Source organism: Enterobacter sp. CGMCC 5087 (assembly GCF_003144775.1).
Classification (GTDB): Bacteria; Pseudomonadota; Gammaproteobacteria; order Enterobacterales; family Enterobacteriaceae; genus Enterobacter; species Enterobacter cloacae_M.
Map to the genome: position 1 here is coordinate 42,344 of NZ_QFXN01000153.1, position 21,919 is coordinate 64,262.

Annotated in this window: 21 protein-coding genes and 1 other annotated feature; of the genes, 7 read left to right on the forward strand and 14 right to left on the reverse strand. The window is 56.7% G+C overall.

Translation table 11 applies throughout. The annotated features are described in order from the left end of the window. Positions 1–143: 143 nt before the first annotated feature. Both DEO48_RS14925 and yaaA read left to right on the forward strand, forming a co-directional pair. Positions 144–1,574, forward strand: a complete 1,431-nt coding sequence (locus DEO48_RS14925) for a sodium:alanine symporter family protein (protein ID WP_109845599.1) — start codon at positions 144–146, stop codon at positions 1,572–1,574. A 66-nt stretch (positions 1,575–1,640) separates the two neighbouring features. Beyond that, on the forward strand, positions 1,641–2,414 hold the full coding sequence (yaaA, locus tag DEO48_RS14930; RefSeq protein WP_045355099.1) for a peroxide stress protein YaaA: 774 nt from the start codon (positions 1,641–1,643) through the stop codon (positions 2,412–2,414). Positions 2,415–2,445: 31 nt separating this feature from the next. Here yaaA and DEO48_RS14935 read toward each other — a convergent pair whose 3' ends face one another. From DEO48_RS14935 to yjjY, 7 genes are all read right to left on the reverse strand, one after another. Continuing rightward, positions 2,446–2,748, reverse strand: coding sequence for a DUF2502 domain-containing protein (locus DEO48_RS14935; RefSeq protein ID WP_023310339.1), 303 nt, complete (start codon positions 2,746–2,748; stop codon positions 2,446–2,448). A 254-nt stretch (positions 2,749–3,002) separates the two neighbouring features. Then, the gene (thrC, locus tag DEO48_RS14940; protein ID WP_109845600.1) at positions 3,003–4,289 is read right to left on the reverse strand and encodes a threonine synthase; all 1,287 of its coding nucleotides are present in this window, start codon (positions 4,287–4,289) and stop codon (positions 3,003–3,005) included. Between the two features lie 3 nt (positions 4,290–4,292). Then, positions 4,293–5,222: a homoserine kinase gene (gene thrB / locus DEO48_RS14945; RefSeq protein WP_023310337.1), complete on the reverse strand. Its 930-nt coding sequence runs from the start codon at positions 5,220–5,222 to the stop codon at positions 4,293–4,295. Between the two features lies 1 nt (position 5,223). Continuing rightward, positions 5,224–7,686, reverse strand: a complete 2,463-nt coding sequence (thrA, locus tag DEO48_RS14950) for a bifunctional aspartate kinase/homoserine dehydrogenase I (protein WP_109845601.1) — start codon at positions 7,684–7,686, stop codon at positions 5,224–5,226. A gap of 24 nt (positions 7,687–7,710) precedes the next feature. Further along, positions 7,711–7,828, reverse strand: a sequence feature (Thr leader region). Continuing rightward, the gene (gene thrL, locus DEO48_RS14955) at positions 7,767–7,835 is read right to left on the reverse strand and encodes a thr operon leader peptide (RefSeq protein ID WP_015572623.1); all 69 of its coding nucleotides are present in this window, start codon (positions 7,833–7,835) and stop codon (positions 7,767–7,769) included. (Overlaps the previous feature by 62 nt.) Positions 7,836–8,046: 211 nt before the next feature. Then, positions 8,047–8,733, reverse strand: a complete 687-nt coding sequence (locus tag DEO48_RS14960) for a tRNA/rRNA methyltransferase (RefSeq protein WP_029740855.1) — start codon at positions 8,731–8,733, stop codon at positions 8,047–8,049. A gap of 399 nt (positions 8,734–9,132) precedes the next feature. After that, on the reverse strand, positions 9,133–9,273 hold the full coding sequence (gene yjjY, locus DEO48_RS14965) for a protein YjjY (protein WP_085928893.1): 141 nt from the start codon (positions 9,271–9,273) through the stop codon (positions 9,133–9,135). Positions 9,274–9,368: 95 nt separating this feature from the next. On the opposite strand from yjjY, the gene arcA reads away from it, so the two are divergent. Further along, entirely contained in the window at positions 9,369–10,085 is a 717-nt protein-coding gene (gene arcA / locus DEO48_RS14970) for a two-component system response regulator ArcA (protein WP_003856501.1), read from the forward strand. A gap of 46 nt (positions 10,086–10,131) precedes the next feature. Here the strand turns inward: arcA and creA are convergent, their stop codons facing one another. Next, positions 10,132–10,605, reverse strand: coding sequence for a protein CreA (gene creA, locus DEO48_RS14975; RefSeq protein WP_032660778.1), 474 nt, complete (start codon positions 10,603–10,605; stop codon positions 10,132–10,134). A gap of 211 nt (positions 10,606–10,816) precedes the next feature. On the opposite strand from creA, the gene robA reads away from it, so the two are divergent. Continuing rightward, a complete protein-coding gene (gene robA, locus DEO48_RS14980; protein ID WP_109845602.1) occupies positions 10,817–11,686 on the forward strand; it encodes an MDR efflux pump AcrAB transcriptional activator RobA in 870 nt (289 codons plus the stop codon). Here robA and gpmB read toward each other — a convergent pair. Further along, the gene (gene gpmB / locus DEO48_RS14985) at positions 11,683–12,330 is read right to left on the reverse strand and encodes a 2,3-diphosphoglycerate-dependent phosphoglycerate mutase GpmB (protein ID WP_023310332.1); all 648 of its coding nucleotides are present in this window, start codon (positions 12,328–12,330) and stop codon (positions 11,683–11,685) included. The two genes, robA and gpmB, sit on opposite strands and share 4 nt — an antisense overlap. 48 nt (positions 12,331–12,378) lie before the next feature. On the opposite strand from gpmB, the gene yjjX reads away from it, so the two are divergent. Continuing rightward, entirely contained in the window at positions 12,379–12,894 is a 516-nt protein-coding gene (gene yjjX, locus DEO48_RS14990) for an inosine/xanthosine triphosphatase (RefSeq protein ID WP_048961786.1), read from the forward strand. On the opposite strand, the gene trpR is transcribed toward yjjX, so the two are convergent. Together trpR and sltY are read right to left on the reverse strand one after the other, a co-directional pair. Then, complete coding sequence (trpR, locus tag DEO48_RS14995) at positions 12,891–13,217, reverse strand: trp operon repressor (RefSeq protein ID WP_109845603.1); 327 nt, start codon at positions 13,215–13,217, stop codon at positions 12,891–12,893. The two genes, yjjX and trpR, sit on opposite strands and share 4 nt — an antisense overlap. Before the next feature lie 55 nt (positions 13,218–13,272). Next, the gene (gene sltY / locus DEO48_RS15000; protein ID WP_023310329.1) at positions 13,273–15,210 is read right to left on the reverse strand and encodes a murein transglycosylase; all 1,938 of its coding nucleotides are present in this window, start codon (positions 15,208–15,210) and stop codon (positions 13,273–13,275) included. A gap of 227 nt (positions 15,211–15,437) precedes the next feature. Between sltY and ettA the strand changes: the two genes are divergently transcribed. Continuing rightward, a complete protein-coding gene (gene ettA, locus DEO48_RS15010; protein ID WP_006810191.1) occupies positions 15,438–17,105 on the forward strand; it encodes an energy-dependent translational throttle protein EttA in 1,668 nt (555 codons plus the stop codon). A 91-nt stretch (positions 17,106–17,196) separates the two neighbouring features. On the opposite strand, the gene DEO48_RS15015 is transcribed toward ettA, so the two are convergent. Next, positions 17,197–18,096 carry a LysR family transcriptional regulator gene (locus tag DEO48_RS15015; RefSeq protein ID WP_109845604.1) on the reverse strand — a complete coding sequence of 300 codons (900 nt, stop codon included), beginning with the start codon at positions 18,094–18,096 and terminating at the stop codon, positions 17,197–17,199. A gap of 108 nt (positions 18,097–18,204) precedes the next feature. Between DEO48_RS15015 and DEO48_RS15020 the strand changes: the two genes are divergently transcribed. Next, positions 18,205–19,206, forward strand: coding sequence for a zinc-binding alcohol dehydrogenase family protein (locus tag DEO48_RS15020; RefSeq protein WP_109845605.1), 1,002 nt, complete (start codon positions 18,205–18,207; stop codon positions 19,204–19,206). Positions 19,207–19,260: 54 nt separating this feature from the next. On the opposite strand, the gene nadR is transcribed toward DEO48_RS15020, so the two are convergent. Continuing rightward, positions 19,261–20,493, reverse strand: coding sequence for a multifunctional transcriptional regulator/nicotinamide-nucleotide adenylyltransferase/ribosylnicotinamide kinase NadR (gene nadR / locus DEO48_RS15025; protein WP_006810194.1), 1,233 nt, complete (start codon positions 20,491–20,493; stop codon positions 19,261–19,263). A gap of 37 nt (positions 20,494–20,530) precedes the next feature. After that, positions 20,531–21,916: a DNA repair protein RadA gene (gene radA / locus DEO48_RS15030; protein WP_014068810.1), complete on the reverse strand. Its 1,386-nt coding sequence runs from the start codon at positions 21,914–21,916 to the stop codon at positions 20,531–20,533. Positions 21,917–21,919: the final 3 nt, after the last annotated feature.

Consider the following 21,919-nt stretch of genomic DNA (forward strand, 5'->3'; position numbering starts at 1 on the left):
CGAGTGAGAGGCAGCGCAACCGCAGACAGTGCGCTTAGGTAGAGTATGGTAAACTCGGAAGATTAACAGGCTGCTAAGCAACAGCATGCCCAATCAGTGGTAGCGCTTACATATTCACTTTGGCATCAACAAGAGGGACGTTAATGCCTGATTTCTTTTTCTTTATTAACGAAGTCCTGTGGGGTTCGATAATGATTTACCTGCTTCTGGGAGCAGGTATTTGGTTTACGCTACGCAGTGGGTTTATCCAGTTTCGTTATATTCGCAAGTTTGGCAGAAGTCTGAAAAACAGCGTTACGCCCCAGCCGGGCGGATTAACGTCGTTCCAGGCACTCTGTACCAGCCTGGCGGCACGCCTCGGCAGCGGGAATCTGGCGGGCGTTGCGCTGGCCATCAGCGCCGGTGGGCCAGGCGCGGTCTTCTGGATGTGGGTAACGGCGCTACTCGGGATGGCCACCTCCTTTGCGGAAAGTTCGCTCGCCCAGCTGTATAAAGAGAAAGATAAAAACGGCCAGTTTCGCGGCGGTCCTGCCTGGTACATGGCGCGTGGCTTAGGGATGCGCTGGATGGGCGTTCTGTTCTCGCTTTTTTTACTGCTCGCGTACGGCCTTATTTTTAATACCGTCCAGGCAAATTCTGTCGCCAATGCCCTGCGCTATGCCTTCTCCTGCCCGGAGTGGATCGCCGGTATCGTGTTAGCCCTCGTCGTTTTGCTCACCATTTCAGCCGGTCTCAGGGGCATCGCCCGCCTGATGCAGTGGCTGGTTCCCGTTATGGCGCTGCTTTGGGTTGTCGCGAGCCTGTTCGTCGCCGCACTGCATATCGACCAGGTGCCGGGCGTGATTGCAACCATCGTCAAAAGCGCTTTTGGCTGGCGCGAGGTGGCCTCCGGGGCGCTGGGCTACACCTTCAGCCAGGCGCTGATGGCGGGTTTTCAGCGGGGCATGTTCTCCAATGAAGCCGGAATGGGGTCAACCCCCAACGCGGCCGCTGCCGCCTCTTCCTGGCCGCCACACCCGGCGGCACAGGGCATTGTGCAGATGATTGGCGTCTTTACCGATACCATTATCATCTGCTCCGCCAGCGCCATGATTTTGCTGCTGGCAGGCCCCGTCCCGCATTCTTCTGGTACCGCCGGGATACAGCTTCTCCAGCAGGCGCTGGTGAACCTGACCGGCGGCTGGGGAGCAGGATTTGTCTCGCTCGTCCTGGTGCTGTTTGCCTTCAGTTCGATTGTGGTGAATTACCTCTACGCCGAAAATAACCTTATTTTCCTGAAACTCGACTCCCGCGCCGCAATCGGAACCCTGCGTCTCGCGGTCATTCTGATGATCATCGCTGGCTCCTTCCTCAGTATGCCGCTGGTCTGGCAGCTGGCCGATATCATTATGGCGCTGATGGCGATCACGAACCTCACCGCTATCCTGCTGCTCTCACCCGTTGTGACCCTGATTGCCAAAGACTATCTGCGTCAGCGCAAACTCGGCGTTCCGCCGGTATTTGATCCCGCCCGCTATCCCGACGTTAAGGTGCAGCTTGCCCCCGGCACGTGGGATGATTTGCCGCGGCAATAACAGCTATCGATCAATTCAGGGCGATTTTTTGCTAAAGTCGCTCTAAATTTCCTGCAAGGACTGGATATGCTGATTCTGATTTCACCTGCAAAAACGCTCGACTACCAGAGCCCGCTCGCCACCGAGCGCTATACCCAGCCTGAACTGCTGGACTACTCGCAACAGCTGATCCGCGAAGCGCGTAAACTCTCTGCGCCGCAAATCGCCTCGCTGATGAGCATCAGCGACAAGCTGGCCGATCTTAACGCGACCCGCTTTCACGAGTGGCACCCGGATTTCACCCCGGCGAACGCTCGCCAGGCGATTCTGGCGTTTAAAGGTGATGTCTACACCGGCCTGCAGGCGGAAGATTTTAGCGAAGCCGATTTCGATTTTGCCCAGCAGCATCTGCGCATGCTGTCGGGACTGTACGGCGTACTGCGCCCGCTGGATCTGATGCAGCCGTATCGTCTGGAGATGGGGATTCGCCTGGAAAATGCCAAAGGCAAAGATCTGTACCATTTCTGGGGCGATATCATTACCGACAAGCTGAACGCGGCGCTGCACGCCCAGGGCGATAACGTGGTGATAAACCTGGCATCCGATGAATACTACAAGTCGGTGAAGCCGAAAAAGCTGGATGCGGAGATTATCAAACCGGTATTCCTCGACGAGAAGAACGGTAAGTTCAAGGTGATCAGCTTCTACGCCAAGAAAGCGCGCGGCCTGATGAGCCGCTACATCATCCAGAACCGCCTGACGAAGCCGGAGCAGCTGACCGCCTTCAACAGCGAAGGCTATTTCTTTGACGAAGAAGCGTCAGGGAAAGGCGAGCTGGTGTTTAAGCGCCACGAGCAGTAAAACAAACCCCGCCAGCTGGCGGGGTTTTGCATTAATGGTGTTTCCAGTCCGGGCCGCGATCGTCGCGGTGGTCATCGTGGTGATGGTCATCGTGACGATCGTCGTGTTTACGATGCTCATCATGTGGACGCCAGTGGTTATCACGCCAGTCATAATGCGCCTTCCACCAGTCGTGGTCGCGCCAGCGGCCGCCGTCCCAGTAATGACCGTTGTTATCCTGGTCGCCAATCTGCAGTTTAACCGCCGGTACGAGGGTAATTTCAGATGCCTGAACCGCCATGGGGGCGGCCAGCACCAGTGAAAGCGCGATGAGTGCAGGTTTCAGTGTAGACACAGGTGACTCCTTATTCTTCTTGCCCAACGTGGGCCGATGTAAGGAGATTACGCGAGGGGAACGGGGGATGTTATTCTCTGCAATCCTAAACGCTAAGTGACCGCATTTATTGGGAATTTCTGCTTTTTTCCTGCTTTTTCTCTCCTTAATTTCTCCATAAAAAAGCCGGGTGGCGCTGCGCTTACCCGGCCTACGATTAGGTCGTCGTGGTCATTGTAGGCCCGGTAAGGCGTAGCCGCCACCGGGCAACACAATCACGCGCGGGTCATCATCAGCTTACGCAGCGCGGCAAAGTCTGCCGGCAGTTCATGGGACAGCAGAGGCAGGTCGGCGCGCTCGGCCAGCTCTTTCGGCAGCGGCAGCGTTTCGCCCAGGATTGCCTCCACGCTCTCTTTGAACTTCGCCGGATGCGCGGTGCCCAGGAACAGGCCATATTCACCCGGGTTAAGCTGGTCGCGCAGCGCGCGGTAGGCAATCGCCGCGTGCGGTTCAGAGGTATATCCCACCGCCTTCAGCTCGCGCATGGTGGATTTGGTAGTTTCATCCGTCACCGCGGCATAGCCCAGGTCGCCCAGGCGCCAGATCTTACGGCGGAACAGCTCTTCCACACGCGGCCAGTTGTTCGGCTGAGACACATCCATCGCATTGGAGAGGGTCGCCTGCGTGGCGTTCGGCGCCCACTTCCCGTCTTTCAGGAAACGCGGCACGGTGTCGTTGGCGTTGGTCGCGGCGATAAAGCGTTTCACCGGCAGACCCAGGGATTTTGCCAGCAGCCCTGCCGTCAGGTCACCGAAGTTACCGCTCGGCACGGAGATCACCAGCTGGTTGCGCGCTTCCTGCGGCAGCTGCGCCACCGCTTCGAAGTAGTAGCAAATCTGCGCCAGCAGACGGCTGATGTTGATGGAGTTCGCAGAGTTAAGACCCAGAGCTACCTTCAGCTCTTCGTCGTCGAAGGCCTGCTTGACCAGCGCCTGGCAGGCATCGAAATCGCCGTCAATTGCCACGGTTTCAATGTTGCCGCCGAGGGTGCAGAACAGTTTCTCCTGCAGCGGGCTGATTTTGCCTTTCGGATAGAGGATCACCACGCGGACGTTTTTCAGGCCGTAGAACGCGTGTGCCACCGCCGCGCCGGTATCGCCGGAGGTTGCGGTCAGGATGGTCACTGGCTTGTCGCCGCTGATGTGGGTCAGCATCTGCGCCATAAAGCGGCCGCCGAAGTCTTTAAACGCCAGCGTCGGGCCGTGGAACAGCTCCAGGCAGCCAACGTCAGGCTCAACCTGCTTAACCGGCGCCGGGAAAGCGAACGCCGCACGCACGCGCTCTTCCAGCAGCTCCTGCGGGATTTCGTCGCCGATAAACGCAGACAGAATTTTGGTGCTGCGGGTGACAAAATCCTGCTTCAGCAGGTCATCAATCTCGGTCAGCTGGAATTCCGGCAGGTCATGCGGGAAGAATAGCCCCTGGTTTTTGCCCAGCCCCTGAGTTACCGCCTGCGCGAAGCTGACCTGCTCGTTATGATCTTTAAGGTTATAGAGTTTCATTAATTATCCCAGTACTCGTGCGCCAGCCGTGTCCAGACGGCAAATATGAACAAAGCCTTCCTGATTTTGCAGGTAGTGTTTAGAGAGCCAGTCCGCCACGCGCTGCGCGGTGTCAGGCTTGTCGCACAGGGCGAACAGCGTCGGGCCGGAGCCGGAGATGCCGCACGCCTGCGCGCCGATATCCATGGATGCCTGTCGCGCCTCGTTAAAGCCCGGCAGCAGCTTCGTGCGGTACGGCTCGGCAATGACGTCCTTCATCAGCTTCGCCGCCAGCTGCGGCTGACGGGTGTAGCAGGCGTGGATAAAGCCCGCCAGATGACGCCCGTGGGCGATACAGTCCTGACGACGATACTGCGCGGGCAGGATCGCACGCGCTTCCGCGGTAGAGACCTTAATGCCCGGATAGGCCAGCACCCACAGCCACTCATCAAACCCTGGCACCTGCTGGCTGATGATGCCATTTTCTTCGATCATCAGCTGCATGCCGCCGAGGAAGCACGGTGCCACGTTGTCATAGTGAATGCTGCCGGAGATGCGCCCTTCCAGCTCGCCCATTAAGCCCAGCAGGCGGTTGTTGTTCAGCGGCTTGCCGCAGTGCTCATTCATGGCCACCAGCGCAGCGACCACCGAACAGGCGCTGGAACCCAGCCCCGAGCCAATCGGCATACTTTTTTCCAGCGTCATAGCGACCGGCACGTTTTTACCGATCTCCTGACAGAAGCGTTCCCAGCACTGATAGACGATGTTCTCACGCGGGTCGGACGGCAGTTTGCTGGCGAAGCGGCCCACGTTGTTCAGGCTGAAGCTGTCTGCCGCTTCCACCGTGACCGTATCGCCCAGCAGCGAACCATCCACCGGCGTCACCGCCGCACCCAGCACGTCAAATCCGACGCTCATATTCGCGCTGGAAGCCGGGGCATAAACTTTGACCATGTTAAACTCCTAACTTCCATGACAGGGTACGCAGCAGATCGGCAAACACACCCGCCGCCGTAACATCGTTCCCTGCGCCATAGCCGCGAAGCACCAGCGGCAGTGGCTGATAATAGTGGCTGTAAAACGCGAGGGCGTTTTCGCCGTTTTTGACTTTGTACAGCGGGTCGTTGCCATCCACTTCGGCAATCTTCACCCGGCACACGCCATCTTCTTCAATGTTGCCAACATAGCGCAATACCTTACCTTCATCACGGGCTTTCGCAACGCGAGCGGCAAAAGCGTCGTCAAGCTGCGACAAATTTGCCATGAATGCAGCGACATCACCGCTGCTGTCAAATTCTGCCGGCAGCACGGGTTCAATCACGATATCGGAAAGCTCAAGTTCACGGCCCGTTTCACGGGCGAGGATCAGCAGCTTGCGCGCCACGTCCATACCGGAAAGGTCGTCACGCGGATCCGGCTCGGTATAGCCCAGCTCGCGCGCGGCGCGGGTGGCTTCCGACAGGCTCATCCCCTCATCCAGCTTGCCGAAGATAAACGACAGCGAGCCGGAGAGAATGCCGGAGAAACGCTGCAGTTCGTCGCCCGCGTTCAGCAGGTTCTGCAGGTTCTCGATAACCGGCAGGCCGGCACCCACGTTGGTGTCGTACAGGAACTTGCGGCGCGACTTGCTCGCCGCCAGACGCAGCTGGTGATAGTAATCCATCGACGAGGTGTTGGCCTTTTTGTTCGGCGTCACCACGTGGAACCCTTCGCGCAGGAAGTCGGCGTACTGGTCGGCCACCGCCTGGTTCGAGGTACAGTCGACGATCACCGGGTTAAGCAGATGATACTCTTTCACCAGACGGATCAGGCGGCCCAGGTTGAACGGCTCTTTCGCCTCGCTCATCTCGGCCTGCCAGTTTTCCAGGTTAAGGCCATGCACATTGGTCAGCAACGCTCTGGAGTTGGCAATCCCGCAGACGCGCAGATCGATATGTTTCTTCTTCAGCCACTCCTGCTGACGCTTCACCTGCTCCAGCAGCGCGCCGCCCACCCCGCCGACGCCAATCAGGAACAGCTCGATAACCTGATCGGTGTTGAACAGCATCTGGTGAACCACGCGTACGCCGGTGGTGGCGTCATCGTTGTCCACGACAACAGAAATTGATCGTTCTGACGAGCCCTGGGCAATCGCCACGATATTGATATTGGCGCGCGCCAGCGCGGCAAAGAACTTGGCGGAAATACCGCGCAGCGTGCGCATGCCGTCGCCGACCACGGAGATAATCGCCAGGCGTTCCTGAATGGCGAGCGGCTCCAGCAGCTCTTCTTTGAGTTCCAGATAGAACTCCTCCTCCAGCGCGCGACGGGCGCGCAGGCAGTCAGCCTGCGGCACGCAGAAGCTGATGCTGTATTCGGAAGAAGACTGGGTAATCAGCACCACCGAGATACCGTTGCGGGACATAGCCGCAAAGACGCGCGCCGCCATGCCGACCATCCCCTTCATCCCCGGACCGGAGACGCTGAACATCGCCATGTTGTTGAGGTTGGAGATACCTTTCACCGGCAGACCGTCCTCATCAGTACTCGCGCCAATCAGCGTACCCGGCGCCTGTGGGTTACCGGTGTTTTTAATCAGGCAAGGGATCTGGAACTGAGCAATCGGGGAGATGGTACGCGGGTGAAGCACTTTGGCGCCGAAGTAGGAAAGCTCCATCGCTTCCTGGTACGACATCGACTTCAGCAGTCTGGCATCGGGTACCTGGCGCGGGTCGCAGGTATAGACGCCGTCGACGTCAGTCCAGATTTCACAACAGTCCGCACGTAAACAGGCGGCCAACACGGCGGCGGAGTAGTCAGAGCCGTTACGGCCCAGCACCACCAGCTCACCCTTCTCGTTACCGGCTGTGAAGCCTGCCATCAGGATCATATGGTCAGACGGAATTTTGCTGGCGGCGATACGGCGGGTTGATTCGGCGATATCAACGGTGGATTCGAGGCAGTGGCCCACCGCCAGCAGTTTTTCAACCGGATCGATTACGGTCACGCTATGACCGCGCGCTTCCAGCACGCCGGCCATGATGGCGATAGAGAGTTTTTCGCCCCGGCAGATCAGCGCCGCGTTGACGCTGTCCGGGCACTGGCCGAGAAGGCTGATGCCGTGCAGGACATGTTTGATTTGCGCGAATTCCTGCTCAACGAAGGACTTCAGCTGAGCGTGCGGGAAGCCAGGCAGCGCCTCTGCCAGCCCTTGCAATAAATCAGCGAAGATACGTTCTGCGTCGCTGATGTTCGGGAGTGCATCCTGGCCACCGATGGTTTTTTCAATCATCGCCACCAGATGGTTCGTGATTTTTGCCGGGGCAGAGAGCACGGTAGCAACCTGCCCCTGCCTGGCGTTGCTTTCCAGGATATCGGCAACACGCAGAAAACGTTCTGCATTTGCCACTGATGTACCGCCGAACTTCAACACTCGCATGGTTCTACCTCGTTTCCTTTAGCCGAAAAAAAAGCCCGCACTGTTCAGGTGCGGGCTTTTTTTTGTTTTTCCTGTACGCGTCAGCCCGCATCGTTACCTGTGGTAATGATGATGGTTGTGGTAATGGTGGTGATGCTGATGCGTTTCATGGATGTTGTGTACTCTGTCATTATTATCTGTCTGTCCTGTATTCTTTTAGGGTTAAAGGATCGAGCACCTTAAGTCAACGAATTTTTAATTTGATCACAATTCGGGAGACTCTCACGTCCCGCTGTTTGCAGATTTATTTTCATCCGATTCGCCCAATAGCAACCCTTCTGGACAGACTTATTCGCCATAGTAAAAACTTATGACAGGATTTTACTCCGCCAATTTTTTTTCAATATCGTGCAGCAAACGGTGCAGCATTGCGGTGTCCCGCTGCTCAAGACGGCCCAAACGCTGCTGCAGCCAGTCAGCCATTTTCTGATCGTCCGCTACCCCCAGCTGAGACAAGAGTTGCTCAACGCGAGCGCGCAGCGCAGCCAGCTGATTTTCATTTGCCCCTTCTGCCGGAGGTTGGGGGATTTGTATTAGGGAGGCTAATTGATAGCAGTAGACCATGACCGCCTGGCCTAAATTCAGGGAGGGATAATCGGCGACCATCGGCGCACCGGTAAGAACGTCCGCCAGCTCCAGCTCTTCGTTGGTTAATCCTGAATCTTCGCGACCAAACACCAGGGCGGCTTTATCCAGCCACTGGCTTTTCTCACTCAGCATCGGCACCAGCTCCGCTGGCGTGGCATAGTAATGGAACTTCGCACGGCTGCGCGCGGTGGTCGCAACGGTAAACGAAATGTCGTGCAGCGCATCAGCAAGCGTAGCGTAAGTGGTTATATTATCGAGGATATCGCCCGATCCGTGCGCGACCCAACGAGCTGCAGGCTCCAGGTGGGCAGTGCTGTCCACGATACGTAAATCGGTGAACCCCATGGTCTTCATGGCACGCGCGGCAGCGCCTATATTTTCGGCTCTGGCTGGGGCAACCAGTACAATCGACAGATGCATTTATGCTCTCTTTTTAATCAGTTAGCGGGTAAAAATGTGATGCACTTCAACATATTACGCAGCGCGAATTTACAAAATTGCAACACAAATCACCGAAATAGCGTTTCATAACAAATTAAAAACGCTAAACTATTCCTTGTCTGAACAATCAGTTAGAATGTTAACAGAACACTATTATCCCTATGTTTTATAATGATAATAGCAATATGAATACCCTATTCTGATTGGATTCGCTTCGTTTATAAATCAATGTCCGCAACTAGTTGGTTTATTGAAAAATTGTGACAAAGGCTAGCATTCCGCTACGATGATTTCATCAAACTGTTAACGTGCTACAATTGAACTTGATATATGTCAACGAAGCGTAGTTTTATTGGGTGTCTGGTGTCACTTAGCCTGTTATGTTGCTGTTAAAATGGTTAGGATGACAGCCGTTTTTGACACTGTCGGGTCCAAAGGGAAAGTACCCAAGACCAAGCTAATGATGTTGTTGACGTTGATGGAAAGTGCATCAAGAACGCAATTACGTACTTTAGTCACGTTAAGCCGATCATGTTAATTTGCGACATGCATCAGGCAGGTCAGGGACTTTTGTACTTCCTGTTTCGATTTAGTTGGCAATTTAGGTAGCAAACATGCAGACCCCGCACATTCTTATCGTTGAAGACGAGTTGGTAACACGCAACACGTTAAAGAGCATTTTCGAAGCAGAAGGCTACGATGTCTTTGAAGCGACCGATGGCGCAGAGATGCATCAGATCCTTTCTGAAAATGATATCAACCTGGTGATCATGGATATTAACCTGCCGGGCAAAAACGGTCTTCTTCTGGCGCGCGAACTGCGCGAGCAGGCGAACGTCGCGTTAATGTTCCTGACGGGCCGTGATAACGAAGTTGATAAAATTCTTGGCCTGGAAATCGGTGCGGATGACTACATCACCAAGCCGTTCAATCCTCGCGAGTTAACCATTCGTGCACGCAACCTGCTGTCCCGCACCATGAACCTGGGTACGGTCAGCGAAGAGCGTCGTAGCGTAGACAGCTACAAATTCAACGGCTGGGAACTTGATATCAATAGCCGTTCGTTGATTAGCCCGAACGGTGAGCAGTATAAACTGCCGCGCAGTGAATTCCGCGCGATGCTGCACTTCTGCGAAAACCCGGGAAAAATTCAGTCCCGTGCAGAACTGCTGAAGAAAATGACCGGCCGTGAGCTGAAGCCGCACGACCGTACCGTAGACGTGACCATCCGTCGTATTCGTAAGCATTTCGAATCTACGCCAGATACGCCGGAAATCATCGCCACCATTCACGGCGAAGGGTACCGTTTCTGCGGCGATTTACAGGAATAATCCCGCAGTTAATGCATTAAAAAACGGCGCTTATGCGCCGTTTTTTTTATTCCCGCCAGGGCATAATCGGCACCGCGCTGATCGCGTTTTTCGGTGACCCTTCCACCACTTTGTCAGAATAGGCCAGGTAGGCCAGCGTATTGCGTTTGGCATCGTAGAAACGCACAACCTGCAGCTTTTTGAACACCAGCGAGGTCCGTTTCTGGAATACCACGTCGCCCTGCGCTTTGCCGTTTTTAATTTTGTCGCTCAATTCAACCGGGCCCACCTGCTGACAAGAAATCGCCGCATCGGAGGTATCTTCCGCCAGTCCCAGCCCGCCTTTGATACCGCCCGTTTTCGCGCGGCTGACGTAGCAGGTGACGTTTTTCACGTCCGGATCGTCAAACGCCTCCACCACGATTTTGTGGTCCGGGCCGAACATTTTGAACACGGTATCGACGGAGCCAATCTGTTCTGCCTGCGCCACGCGCCCAACCATCAGCATCAACGCGGTGAAGATCAAAGTCTTGTATTTCATATTGTTACCATTCTTTAAAATTACACTGAACGATTATTCAACACTTTAGACAAAAATGTAGCAAGATCACAGGATTAGAATATATCTGCCTGTAATGTGCTAGAAAAAGCATGAATGCGCAAAAAAAACACTGAATGCTAAAACATCAAAAAATGCTATTATCCGCTAACCTGTTATCAGGCACCTGCTGTTTTAAGGATGAGGATAGTATATGGATCAGGCTGGAATTATTCGCGACCTGCTCACCTGGCTGGAAGGTCATCTCGACCAGCCTTTGTCACTGGATAATGTGGCGGCTAAAGCAGGCTATTCCAAGTGGCATCTGCAAAGGATGTTCAAGGATGTCACCGGTCATGCTATCGGGGCCTATATTCGCGCACGTCGTTTATCAAAATCTGCTGTGGCTTTGCGCCTGACCGCGCGGCCGATTCTGGATATTGCCCTGCAATATCGTTTCGATTCACAGCAGACCTTCACCCGCGCCTTTAAAAAACAGTTCTTGTTGACGCCAGCGCTTTATCGTCGCTCGCCTGACTGGAGCTCGTTTGGCATGCGTCCGCCGCTGCGTCTGGGCGAGTTCGCAATGCCGAAGTACGACATTATTACACTGCCGGAAACCCATCTGATCGGCACAACGCAGAGCTACTCCTGTTCACTGGAGCAGATTTCCGAGTTCCGACATCAGATGCGCGTCCAGTTCTGGCGCGACTTCCTGAGCCACGCGCCGGCGATCCCGCCTATCCTGTATGGCCTCAACGAAACGCATCCAAGCCAGGAAAAAGACGACGAGCAGGAGGTGTTCTACACCACCGCGCTGACGCCAGAGATGGCCAATGGGTATATTCAGGGTTCGAAGCCTGTCGTGCTGGAAGGCGGCGAATACGTGATGTTCGCCTATGAAGGGCTGGGAACGGGGGTTCAGGAATTTATCCTGACCGTTTACGGAACCTGCATGCCGATGCTGAATCTGAATCGCCGTAAAGGTCAGGACATTGAGCGCTACTACCCGGCGCAGGATGCCAAACCGGAAGAAGGCCCAATCAATCTGCGTATGGAATTTTTGATTCCAATACGTCGTTAACGCTGCAGTTCGTCAAGCGCAGGGGCATCGAGATGCGAAATGTCCCCTGCCATCTCCACGACCCAACCTGACGCCAGCCACGCGCTTTCCTGATAATCAATTCGGGAAATGGAGCAGTTACGCAGACGCAAACGGCGCTCAGCGTAAGCCGGTAATCCCAGAATGGTGCTCACCAGGCAACCCAACGCAATCCCGTGACTCACCAGCAGCGGACGGCTTCCCGCCGGCAGCTTCAGGCATTCCGCCAGGGCGGCATGCATGCGTACGCTGAGCTCCTGCATGGATTCGCCCTCAGGAATACGGCCATCTTCGGTACCGTTCACCAGCGTGCGGCGCCAGCCCTCCTCCGCTTCCGTCAGCGTATCGATATGGCGTTTTTCCAGCACGCCCATATCCAGCTCGCGCAGGCGCGGCTCCAGCATGACGTCACAGCCGCAGGCGTCTGCAATGATGCGCGCCGTCTGCTGTGTGCGACCTAAATCGCTGGTAATGACGTGGGTAATGCCCAGCGTTCGGGCGCGTTCTGCCACCTGCCACGCTTGCTGCACGCCCTTCTCTGTAAGAGGACTGTCTGACTGGCCTTGAATACGTCGCTCGGCGTTCCACTGCGTTTCACCGTGGCGAACAAGGTATACCTGTAACATGCTTTTTTTCCGTTATACTGCGATGAGTTTTTTGAATCGAGCTTAATTATGCACCATGTTGTCTCTGCTACCACTAATCCTGCCAAAATTCAGGCAATTCTAAGGGCATTTGAAGAGATCTTCGGCGCAGGATCCTGCCATATTGAGGCCATCGGCGTCGAGAGTGGCGTTCCTGAACAGCCGTTTGGCAGCGAGGAAACGCGCGCTGGCGCACGAAACCGCGTGGCAAATGCCAGGGCTGCGGCACCGGATGCGGACTTTTGGGTGGCAATTGAAGCCGGTATCGACGAAGGCGCAACCTTTAGCTGGGTGGTGATCGAAAGCCGTGAACAGCGCGGTGAAGCGCGTTCAGCCACCCTGCCGCTGCCGGAGATTATTCTGGAAAAAGTCCGCGCGGGTGAAGCGCTCGGGCCGGTGATGTCGCAGTACACCGGCATTGATGAGATTGGCCGTAAAGAAGGGGCGATTGGCGTCTTTACCGCAGGCGCGCTGACGCGTTCAGGCGTTTATCATCAGGCGGTGATCCTGGCGTTGAGCCCGTTCCATAACGCGATTTATCGTTAGGTATTTTTCAGCAATACCGCTTCCAGCCACTGGCGCAGCTCAACGGGTGCCGACTTCAGGCTGTTCGATCCGCGGGTAATCGTTGCGATGCCCGCGCCGAGCTCATTTTTCAGCTCGCGCTGGCTCATTTCTCCGCGCAGCAGCTCTTCAATGATGCGCACGCGCGTGCCCAGCGCCTCACGCTCGTCCGGCGTGAGCATCAGCTGCATCAGGGGTAAATGCAGATCCTGTTCGTAAGACTGACGCAGCAGCTCCACAAAACGAAGCCACTCCAGATGACGTTGTTCGGCCATTGCCGAGGAATACGGGGAATGCTGGGTCATGTTATGCTGCCTCTTGTACTCTTTAGCGAGTACAGCATAACACAACCCACGCCGATCAGTAACGTCTCTGCCACTCGGCATCGCTCATCAGGGTATCTTTCTGCCCCATGAAGTAGCGATAGTAAGCGTCATAGGCCAGCACGTTCTTCACGTAGCCGCGCGTTTCCGAGAACGGGATGCTCTCCACAAACGCTACCGCGTCGATGCGTCCGGCGCTGTTGCCGAGCCAGGTGCGCACGCGTCCTGGCCCCGCGTTATACGCCGCCGAAGAGAAGATGCGGTTATTGCCGAACTGCTGATACACGTACTGGAGATAGCTGGTACCGATATTGATGTTGGTATCCGGATCCAGAAGCTGCGACGGACTGCTGTACCCCGGAATATTAAACATCTTCACCGTGTGCGTCGCCGTGCCTGGCATAATCTGCATCAGGCCGCTGGCGCCCACCGGGGAGCGGACTTTCGGGTTCCAGGCGCTCTCCTGACGGGCAATCGCCATCGCGTAGCTTTGCGGGATATCTTTGCCGCTGGTGTAGCGATCGAACAGATCTTTGTACGCCAGCGGGAAACGCTCTTCCAGATGATCCCAAAGCTTGCCGGCGATCGTCGCCTGCACGCTGAGATCCCACCAGTGATTATCAAACGCATAGCGGGCAAGCTGGGCTTTCTCGTCGGTGGTGCGGCTGGTCACCAGATTCGCCCACTCGCTGCGCGCGGTGTTATCCATATTCCAGTACATCAGCTCGCGAACGCGCGCCATTTCTGGCCCCTGCGTCAGCGCCGGGTTCGCGTTGGCAGGCGCTTTATCTATACGGAAGGTGTATTCCTCGCCCAGACGCTGCGCGGCAGCCATTGGGTAAAACCCGCGCTGCTGCATCAGCGTATGGAGGATCTCTTTGGCTTCATCATCACGGCCGCGCTCCATCAGCAGATCGGCCTGCCAGTAGCGCCATTCGTCTTTCTCTTTGGCCTCCATTGGCAAACGCGCGAGCCAGGTATTGAGCCCGCGACGATCGCCCGTGCCCAGCGCCATGCGCACGCGGCGTTCCACCAGAGAGGTGGAGTTCGAACGCATAATCGCATCGTCACGCCAGCGCGCCTGTTCATCGGTCACATCGGTGCCCATCAGTCGCCACGCCACAATGTCGCGCAGCTCCTGGGTTTGCTCCTCATTGAGCTGCTGCGCCTGCACCAGCTGCGGGATCATCAGCCGCGCGTTTTCCACATCGTCACGCGCCACGCTGGCAAAGGCCACCGCCGCCATCTGGCGGGTAAAATCGGTCGCGCCCGTACTGCGGGCAAAGGTCAGCACGCTGTTGGGATCGTTTGCAAGCCCGATAACCGCGGTAGAGATCGTCTGGTAATCGGACGGCATCTGCCCCGCCAGCGTGGTCACCAGACGCGTGTTACCGGCTTTCATCGCCAGACGGATGCGCTCAAGGTAGGACAGCGGATCCTGCTTGCCGGAAGCGCGCCACGCGCTAAACAGGGAATCACAGGCGTTTGGCTGGTTTTTTCCGGTCAGCCAGAGCTCTTTCGCCCCGGCCCAGGCCTCTTCCTGCTGGCCGGTCGCCCATTTCGCGTAGTAATAGTTACACTGGGCTTCGGTGGCGTTCGGCTTTTCAGGGCTAAACGCCAGCAGGCCGCGCCAGTCTTCGCGACGCGCCAGCTCATTCACAAAGCGAGACTGGAGATTTCGGGCAGGCGGCAGGGTCGGGTTCGCCTGAATGAAGTTATTCACGGTGACGGTGGGTTGGTTCATGAGATCGTCGGTTATCTGGCGGTACTCCAGATACGGATACAGCGGATAATCCTTTAGCGTCGGCATCAGCGCCTGCACGGTATCCATCTGCTTGTTGTCCCACGCCTGTTTAATCTGGGCGTAGCGGTTACGTTGTTCATCCAGTGAATCGGCATGCACCGCCTGGCTTACCGCCATTACGCATACGCTGGCAGCCAGCAGACGCCAGACCACCCGTTTGGCTTTTTCCACAAGCTCTTCCTCATTGTTTTTTCGTCAATTGCAGCGTCTTGCCACGTCAAAGTCTAATTAACTTATGCTAACCAGGCATCCTTCAACGCGCCACGTCATGGACACTTTTTTACCTTTCTTGCGCGTTTTAACACTCCCGACGTTCCTGGCTGGGATTAGGACGTGAAAAAGGCTACACTTCGAGGCTGAAATTCCTTCTCATTACGATAAAAGAGGCGAAGTCCAACGTGGCTCAATTCGTTTATACCATGCATCGTGTCGGCAAAGTTGTCCCGCCGAAACGTCATATTCTTAAAAATATCTCGCTGAGCTTCTTCCCGGGCGCAAAAATCGGTGTTCTGGGTCTCAACGGTGCCGGTAAGTCCACCCTGCTGCGCATCATGGCCGGCATTGATACAGACATCGAAGGTGAAGCCCGTCCGCAGCCTGGCATCAAGATTGGTTACCTGCCGCAGGAACCTCAACTGAACCCGGAACACACCGTTCGCGAATCCGTTGAAGAAGCGGTATCCGAAGTGGTTAACGCGCTGAAAGGTCTGGATGAAGTGTATGCCAAATACGCCGAGCCGGATGCGGACTTCGACAAGCTGGCCGCACAGCAGGGCAAGTATGAAGAGATCATCCAGGCGCACGACGGTCACAACCTGAACGTGCAGCTGGAGCGCGCGGCTGATGCCCTGCGTCTGCCGGACTGGGATGCGAAAATCGCGAACCTCTCCGGGGGTGAACGCCGCCGCGTGGCGCTGTGCCGCCTGCTGCTGGAAAAACCAGACATGCTGCTGCTCGACGAACCGACTAACCACCTGGATGCAGAATCCGTGGCGTGGCTGGAGCGCTTCCTGCACGACTTCGAAGGCACCGTTGTGGCGATTACCCACGACCGTTACTTCCTCGACAACGTCGCTGGCTGGATCCTGGAGCTGGACCGCGGTGAAGGTATTCCTTGGGAAGGCAACTACTCTTCCTGGCTGGAGCAGAAAGATCAGCGTCTGGCACAGGAAGCTTCTCAGGAAGCGGCGCGTCGTAAGTCTATCGAGAAAGAGCTTGAGTGGGTTCGTCAGGGCGCGAAAGGCCGTCAGTCTAAGGGCAAAGCCCGCCTGGCACGCTTTGAAGAGCTGAACAACACCGAATACCAGAAACGTAACGAAACCAACGAACTGTTTATTCCACCTGGAGCACGTCTGGGGGATAAAGTGGTTGAAGTTACCAACCTGCGTAAGTCCTACGGCGACCGTCTGCTGATCGACGACCTGACCTTCTCCGTACCGAAAGGCGCTATCGTCGGGATCATCGGTCCGAACGGCGCGGGTAAATCGACCCTGTTCCGCATGATGTCCGGTCAGGAACAGCCTGACAGCGGCTCTATCACCCTGGGTGAAACCGTGAAGCTGGCCTCCGTTGACCAGTTCCGTGACGCGATGGATAACAGCAAAACCGTGTGGGAAGAAGTCTCCGGCGGTCTGGATATCATGCGTATCGGCAACACAGAGATGCCAAGCCGCGCCTATGTTGGCCGCTTTAACTTCAAAGGCACCGACCAGGGCAAACGCGTGGGCGAGCTGTCCGGCGGTGAGCGCGGTCGTCTGCACCTGGCGAAGCTGCTGCAGGTGGGCGGTAACGTTCTGCTGCTCGATGAACCAACCAACGACCTGGACATCGAAACCCTGCGCGCGCTGGAAAACGCCCTGCTGGAGTTCCCGGGCTGCGCGATGGTTATCTCGCACGACCGCTGGTTCCTGGACCGTATCGCGACCCACATCCTGGACTATCAGGACGAAGGTAAAGTGGAGTTCTTCGAAGGTAACTTCACCGAATACGAAGAGTACAAGAAACGCACGCTGGGCGCCGACGCGCTGGAGCCGAAGCGTATTAAGTACAAACGTATCGCGAAATAAAAGCAAAACGGCAACCTCGGTTGCCGTTTTTTATGTTTGTACCCTCTCCCCGTGGGAGAGGGCCAGGGTGAGGGCATCAGGCGGCACAAACTCAGCCACCCACGTAATACCGCTTCACCTCATCAAACTGCATCGCAAACTCGATATAGCTCATCAGCGCAGGCGAATTCAGCTTGCGGCTCGGGTAGGCCAGCCACAGATCGTTACCTTCAACATTCCACTCCGGCAGCACCTGAACCAGCGCACCTTTTTCAATTTTATCTTCCAGCAGAAATGCGGGTAAGAGCGTGATCCCCGCACCGGCAATCGCACACTCGCGGGCGTATACCAGATTATCGGTCATGTGCGCGTTATCCGGCAGGTAGCGGTAATCCTCGCTCTCGCTTCGCAGAAGCCACTCCGACCACGCCCTGTGCGTAATGCAGCGGTGCTCCACCAGCTGGCGGGGATGCGTCAGCGGATCCCGACGCGCCAGATAGTCCGGCGAGGCCAGCATGTAGCGCGGGCAGTGTCCGATCATTCTGCCTATCAGAGAGGAGTCCTGCGGCTTGCCGGTGCGCAGCGCTACGTCAAAACCGGCCTCGACCAGGTCCACCACGTCGTCAGAGATCGATACATCGAGCGACACGTCAGGATAGCGAAGCTGAAACTCGGCATTCATATGCGCCAGCAGGGTCGCGCCAATCCCCGCCGGGCAGGTAATACGCAGCCGGCCGCTGGGGTTTTCACGCAGGCGCTGAATGGCATACTCCGCCCGCTCGCTGGCCGCCAGCATCTCCCGACAGTGCACCAGATAGTGCTCGCCCGCGAACGTCAGGCTGATCCTGCGCGTGGTGCGATTAAGCAGACGGATCCCCACCTGCAGCTCCAGCTGGCTGATCCGCTGGCTGACGCTGGATTTCGGCAGTTCGGCTTTCTGCGCCGCCGCGGTAAAACTGCCCATCTCCGCCACCAGCGCAAACAGCGCCATATCCTGCAGCTGTTTAAACATGATTGTTCACCCTGTACGAACGCTGAGTTCATGATTGTCCATCTTATCACGCAGCTGTCCACTTTATAGACTAGCCTCAACAAAACGCATTCCATTGAGGAGCACACCATGTCAGTTAAAGCCATTGCCGTTAACCCAGAAAATCCGTCCACCTTCATTGAAATCACCCCGCCAATGCCGACGCCCGGCGAACACGATCTGCTGATAGAGGTGAAAGCCGTATCGATTAACCCGGTTGATACCAAAGTGCATGCAGGCATCGCCAAAAATGGGCTGAACGAGCCGCGAATTCTGGGGTGGGATGCCAGCGGGGTCGTCAAAGCCGCTGGAGCTGGCGTCACCGGCTTCAAACCGGGTGATGAGGTGTGGTACGCGGGCGACATCACCCGCCCGGGCAGCAATACCACTCATCAGCTGATAGATGAGCGCATTGTCGGCCACAAGCCTGCCAGCCTCGGCTGGGCGGCTGCCGCTGCACTGCCGTTGACCGCGCTCACCGCGTGGGAAGGTCTGTTTGAACGCCTGAACATTCAGGATGCCGGGGCGGATAAAACGCTGCTGATCATCGGCGGTGCGGGCGGCGTGGGATCGCTGGCAATCCCCTTTGCGAAGCACAACAGCAAGGTGAAGATCGTCGCAACCGCTTCGCGAGAAGATTCCGCCCGCTGGTGCCGCGAACGCGGGGCTGACGTTGTCGTCAACTACCGCGACCTGAAAGGCGAGCTGGCGAAACAGGGGCTGACCTTTGTGGATTACATTTTCATCCTCAACGATACCGACGGGCACTGGGATGCGGTCAGCGACCTGATTGCGCCTCAGGGGCATATCTGTTCCATCGTTGAGAATGAACGTCCGCTGAACCAGGACAAGCTGAAGTCCAAATCCGCCGCCCTGCACTGGGAATTTATGTACACCCGCAGCATGTACCAGACCGCGGATATGGCGCGTCAGGGTGAGATCCTCAATGAGGTGGCAAAACTGGTGGATAACGGCGTGGTGGAAAGTTCGCTGAGTGAAACGCTGCACGGGCTGAGCGTGGAAAGCATTACCGAGGCGCACCGTAAAGTGCTGGAGGGGCATATGCGCGGGAAAGTGGTGGTTGAGTTCTGAGTGGTTTGATGCCCTCACCCCGGCCCTCTCCCACAGGGAGAGGGAGGTTAACGCTTACCCCTGCTCCCCCATCATCTCCTTCACCAGCTCGACGCAGCGCAGGAAGCGGGAGTCATAGTCAGACTCTTCCACATGCACAAACTCAACGTTGTTTTCGTTGAGCATCTCCACCAGCATGGACTGGAATTCCCGTCTGTCCACGGAGCTGCCGAGGCTGCGCATGCCGTCAGCGACCCACGGGGTGTTGTTCTCCAGCAGGATCACCAGGTCAAAGCGGTATTCGTCAATCAGCGCCTGCACGAACGGGTGCTCGCGCCCTTCATATTTTTTACAGAACGCCTGCGTGGTCACGAAATCGGTATCGATAAACGCCACTTTGTTGGCGTATTTGACCGCAAAATCAATGTACTGGGCATGACCGAGCGCGATTTTGTCGTAGTCGGAATACTGCAGCGCCATCTCGTCGCCGCCAAGGTGTGAGAAAACATAATCGCGGCCGTATTCCCACGCGCTGGTGGTATTGAAGATGTTCGCCAGCTTGTTGACCAGCGTCGATTTCCCGCTCGACTCGCCGCCCAGGATCGCGACGGTACGCACGAAGAACGGCTTCACTTCGGTCGGAATGTAATCCCAGTAGCGGAACGGGTTTTCGCGGATCTGCGCCCCGCTGATGTTCATAAAGGTACGTTTCGGGTCGATCAGCACCGTCTCGATACCCAGATGCTCGCGGAACTGCGGCGCGTCGGACTCTTCAGAGGTGTAGATCCAGTTAGGCGCAATGCCCTTCTCTTCCATAAACGCTTTGATGCCGTTGCTCCACACGTCCCAGCCGTGCGGATACGGCTCCATGCCCTCTTCGTTAAAGGCATGAATACGAATATTTTTCTGATACTTAAAGGTCTGGAGCAGCCAGCGCAGGCGGTCCGGTACGGTCGGCTGCTGCGACATGGCGCTGTCTTCAAACAGCTGACGGTCACGGGTTTCGTCATATCCCATGATGATGTGCAGCTCGTCAACCTGACTACAGGCGCGCTGGATCAGATAGATATGTCCGGTATGCAGGGGGTAAAACTTGCCGAACACCACGCCGATGTTCTTTTGCATACGCGGGAACTCCAGCCCCAGAAAGCGGTGCAGCGCTTCCAGCTTCTGCGCGCTGGGGCTTTTGATTTTGGCGTTCAGCAGCTGGCTCAGGTAGCCTTTGGTCATGCCGCTGGCGTCCGCCACCTGCTGCAGCGTGCAGCCCTTCTGGCGGATTGCGGTCTTGATGTAGTCAAATGATGACATAAATTACGGTGCCTCCTGCAAAATCAAATTTACGTAATTATAAGTCGTCAAAGACATTTAACGCATCTGCGAGTTTTTTCACGCCAAATACCTGCATCCCTTCCGGGATCTTTTTCGGCACGTTGGCGGCGGGAACGATCGCCCGGCGGAAACCGTGTTTTGCCGCCTCGGAGATACGCTCCTGGCCGCTGGGTACCGGACGGATTTCCCCGGCGAGGCCCACTTCGCCGAAAACCACCAGATCCTGCGGCAGCGGTCTGTCGCGCAGGCTGGAAACCATCGCCAGCAGCAGCGCCAGGTCTGCGCTGGTCTCCGTGACTTTGACGCCGCCGACCACGTTAACGAAGACGTCCTGATCCGCCATCTGCAGCCCGCCGTGACGGTGCAGCACCGCCAGCAGGATCGCCAGACGGTTCTGTTCCAGACCGACCGCCACGCGCCGCGGGTTGCCCATCATCGACACGTCCACCAGCGCCTGAATTTCGACAAGCAGTGGACGTGTCCCTTCCCACAGCACCATCACCGAGCTGCCGGAGGTGATCTCATCGCCGCGGCTCAGGAAGATGGCCGAGGGGTTGCTGACTTCGCGCAGCCCCTGTTCGGTCATGGCAAACACGCCCAGTTCGTTCACCGCACCAAAGCGGTTCTTGTGGCTGCGCAGGGTGCGGAAGCGGGAATCCGCGTCGCCATCGAGCATTACGGAGCAGTCGATACAGTGTTCAAGCACCTTCGGCCCGGCCAGCGAGCCGTCTTTGGTCACGTGGCCGACCATCACAATCGCCACGCCGCGCGTTTTGGCAAAGCGCGTCAGGTAAGCCGCGGTTTCACGCACCTGCGCGACGCTGCCCGGCGAAGACTGAATGTCCGCCATATGCATCACCTGGATGGAGTCGATCACCATCAGCTTCGGCTGCTCTTCTTCAGCGATCATGCAGATCTGCTCGATGCTGGTTTCGGAGAGCATGTTCAGGTTGCCGGTCGGCAGGCCCAGACGGTGCGCGCGCATCGCCACCTGCTGCAGTGACTCTTCGCCCGTGACGTACAGGGTTTTCATCTGTTCGGCGAGCTTGCAGAGCGTTTGCAGCAGCAGGGTCGATTTACCCGCGCCCGGGTTACCGCCGATCAGGATCGCGCTGCCCGGCACCACGCCGCCGCCGAGCACGCGGTCAAACTCTTTGAACCCGGTGGAGAAGCGCGGCAGCTCTTCGAGGCTGATGTCCGAAAGTTTTTGCACCTTCGCCACGCCCGCGTTACCGGCATAGCCGCTCAGGCGCTCATTGCGCGCCACGCTCGGCGAAGCCGCCACACCACGCACTTCGGTGATGGTGTTCCAGGCATGACAGGCGCTGCATTGCCCCTGCCAGCGCGGATAATCCGCACCACATTCATTACAGACAAATGCGCGTTTTGGAGCTTTCGCCACGGT

Excerpts from the sequence above, each read along its gene's own strand:
- thrC (WP_109845600.1), bottom strand. The coding sequence starts at position 4,289 with ATGAAACTCTATAACCTTAAAGATCATAACGAGCAGGTCAGCTTCGCG.
- arcA (WP_003856501.1), top strand. The coding sequence starts at position 9,369 with ATGCAGACCCCGCACATTCTTATCGTTGAAGACGAGTTGGTAACACGC.
- yjjX (WP_048961786.1), top strand. The coding sequence starts at position 12,379 with ATGCACCATGTTGTCTCTGCTACCACTAATCCTGCCAAAATTCAGGCA.
- DEO48_RS14925 (WP_109845599.1), top strand. The coding sequence starts at position 144 with ATGCCTGATTTCTTTTTCTTTATTAACGAAGTCCTGTGGGGTTCGATA.
- thrB (WP_023310337.1), bottom strand. The coding sequence starts at position 5,222 with ATGGTCAAAGTTTATGCCCCGGCTTCCAGCGCGAATATGAGCGTCGGA.
- DEO48_RS15020 (WP_109845605.1), top strand. The coding sequence starts at position 18,205 with ATGTCAGTTAAAGCCATTGCCGTTAACCCAGAAAATCCGTCCACCTTC.
- nadR (WP_006810194.1), bottom strand. The coding sequence starts at position 20,493 with ATGTCATCATTTGACTACATCAAGACCGCAATCCGCCAGAAGGGCTGC.
- yaaA (WP_045355099.1), top strand. The coding sequence starts at position 1,641 with ATGCTGATTCTGATTTCACCTGCAAAAACGCTCGACTACCAGAGCCCG.
- gpmB (WP_023310332.1), bottom strand. The coding sequence starts at position 12,330 with ATGTTACAGGTATACCTTGTTCGCCACGGTGAAACGCAGTGGAACGCC.
- creA (WP_032660778.1), bottom strand. The coding sequence starts at position 10,605 with ATGAAATACAAGACTTTGATCTTCACCGCGTTGATGCTGATGGTTGGG.
- DEO48_RS14960 (WP_029740855.1), bottom strand. The coding sequence starts at position 8,733 with ATGCATCTGTCGATTGTACTGGTTGCCCCAGCCAGAGCCGAAAATATA.
- robA (WP_109845602.1), top strand. The coding sequence starts at position 10,817 with ATGGATCAGGCTGGAATTATTCGCGACCTGCTCACCTGGCTGGAAGGT.
- thrA (WP_109845601.1), bottom strand. The coding sequence starts at position 7,686 with ATGCGAGTGTTGAAGTTCGGCGGTACATCAGTGGCAAATGCAGAACGT.
- DEO48_RS15015 (WP_109845604.1), bottom strand. The coding sequence starts at position 18,096 with ATGTTTAAACAGCTGCAGGATATGGCGCTGTTTGCGCTGGTGGCGGAG.
- trpR (WP_109845603.1), bottom strand. The coding sequence starts at position 13,217 with ATGACCCAGCATTCCCCGTATTCCTCGGCAATGGCCGAACAACGTCAT.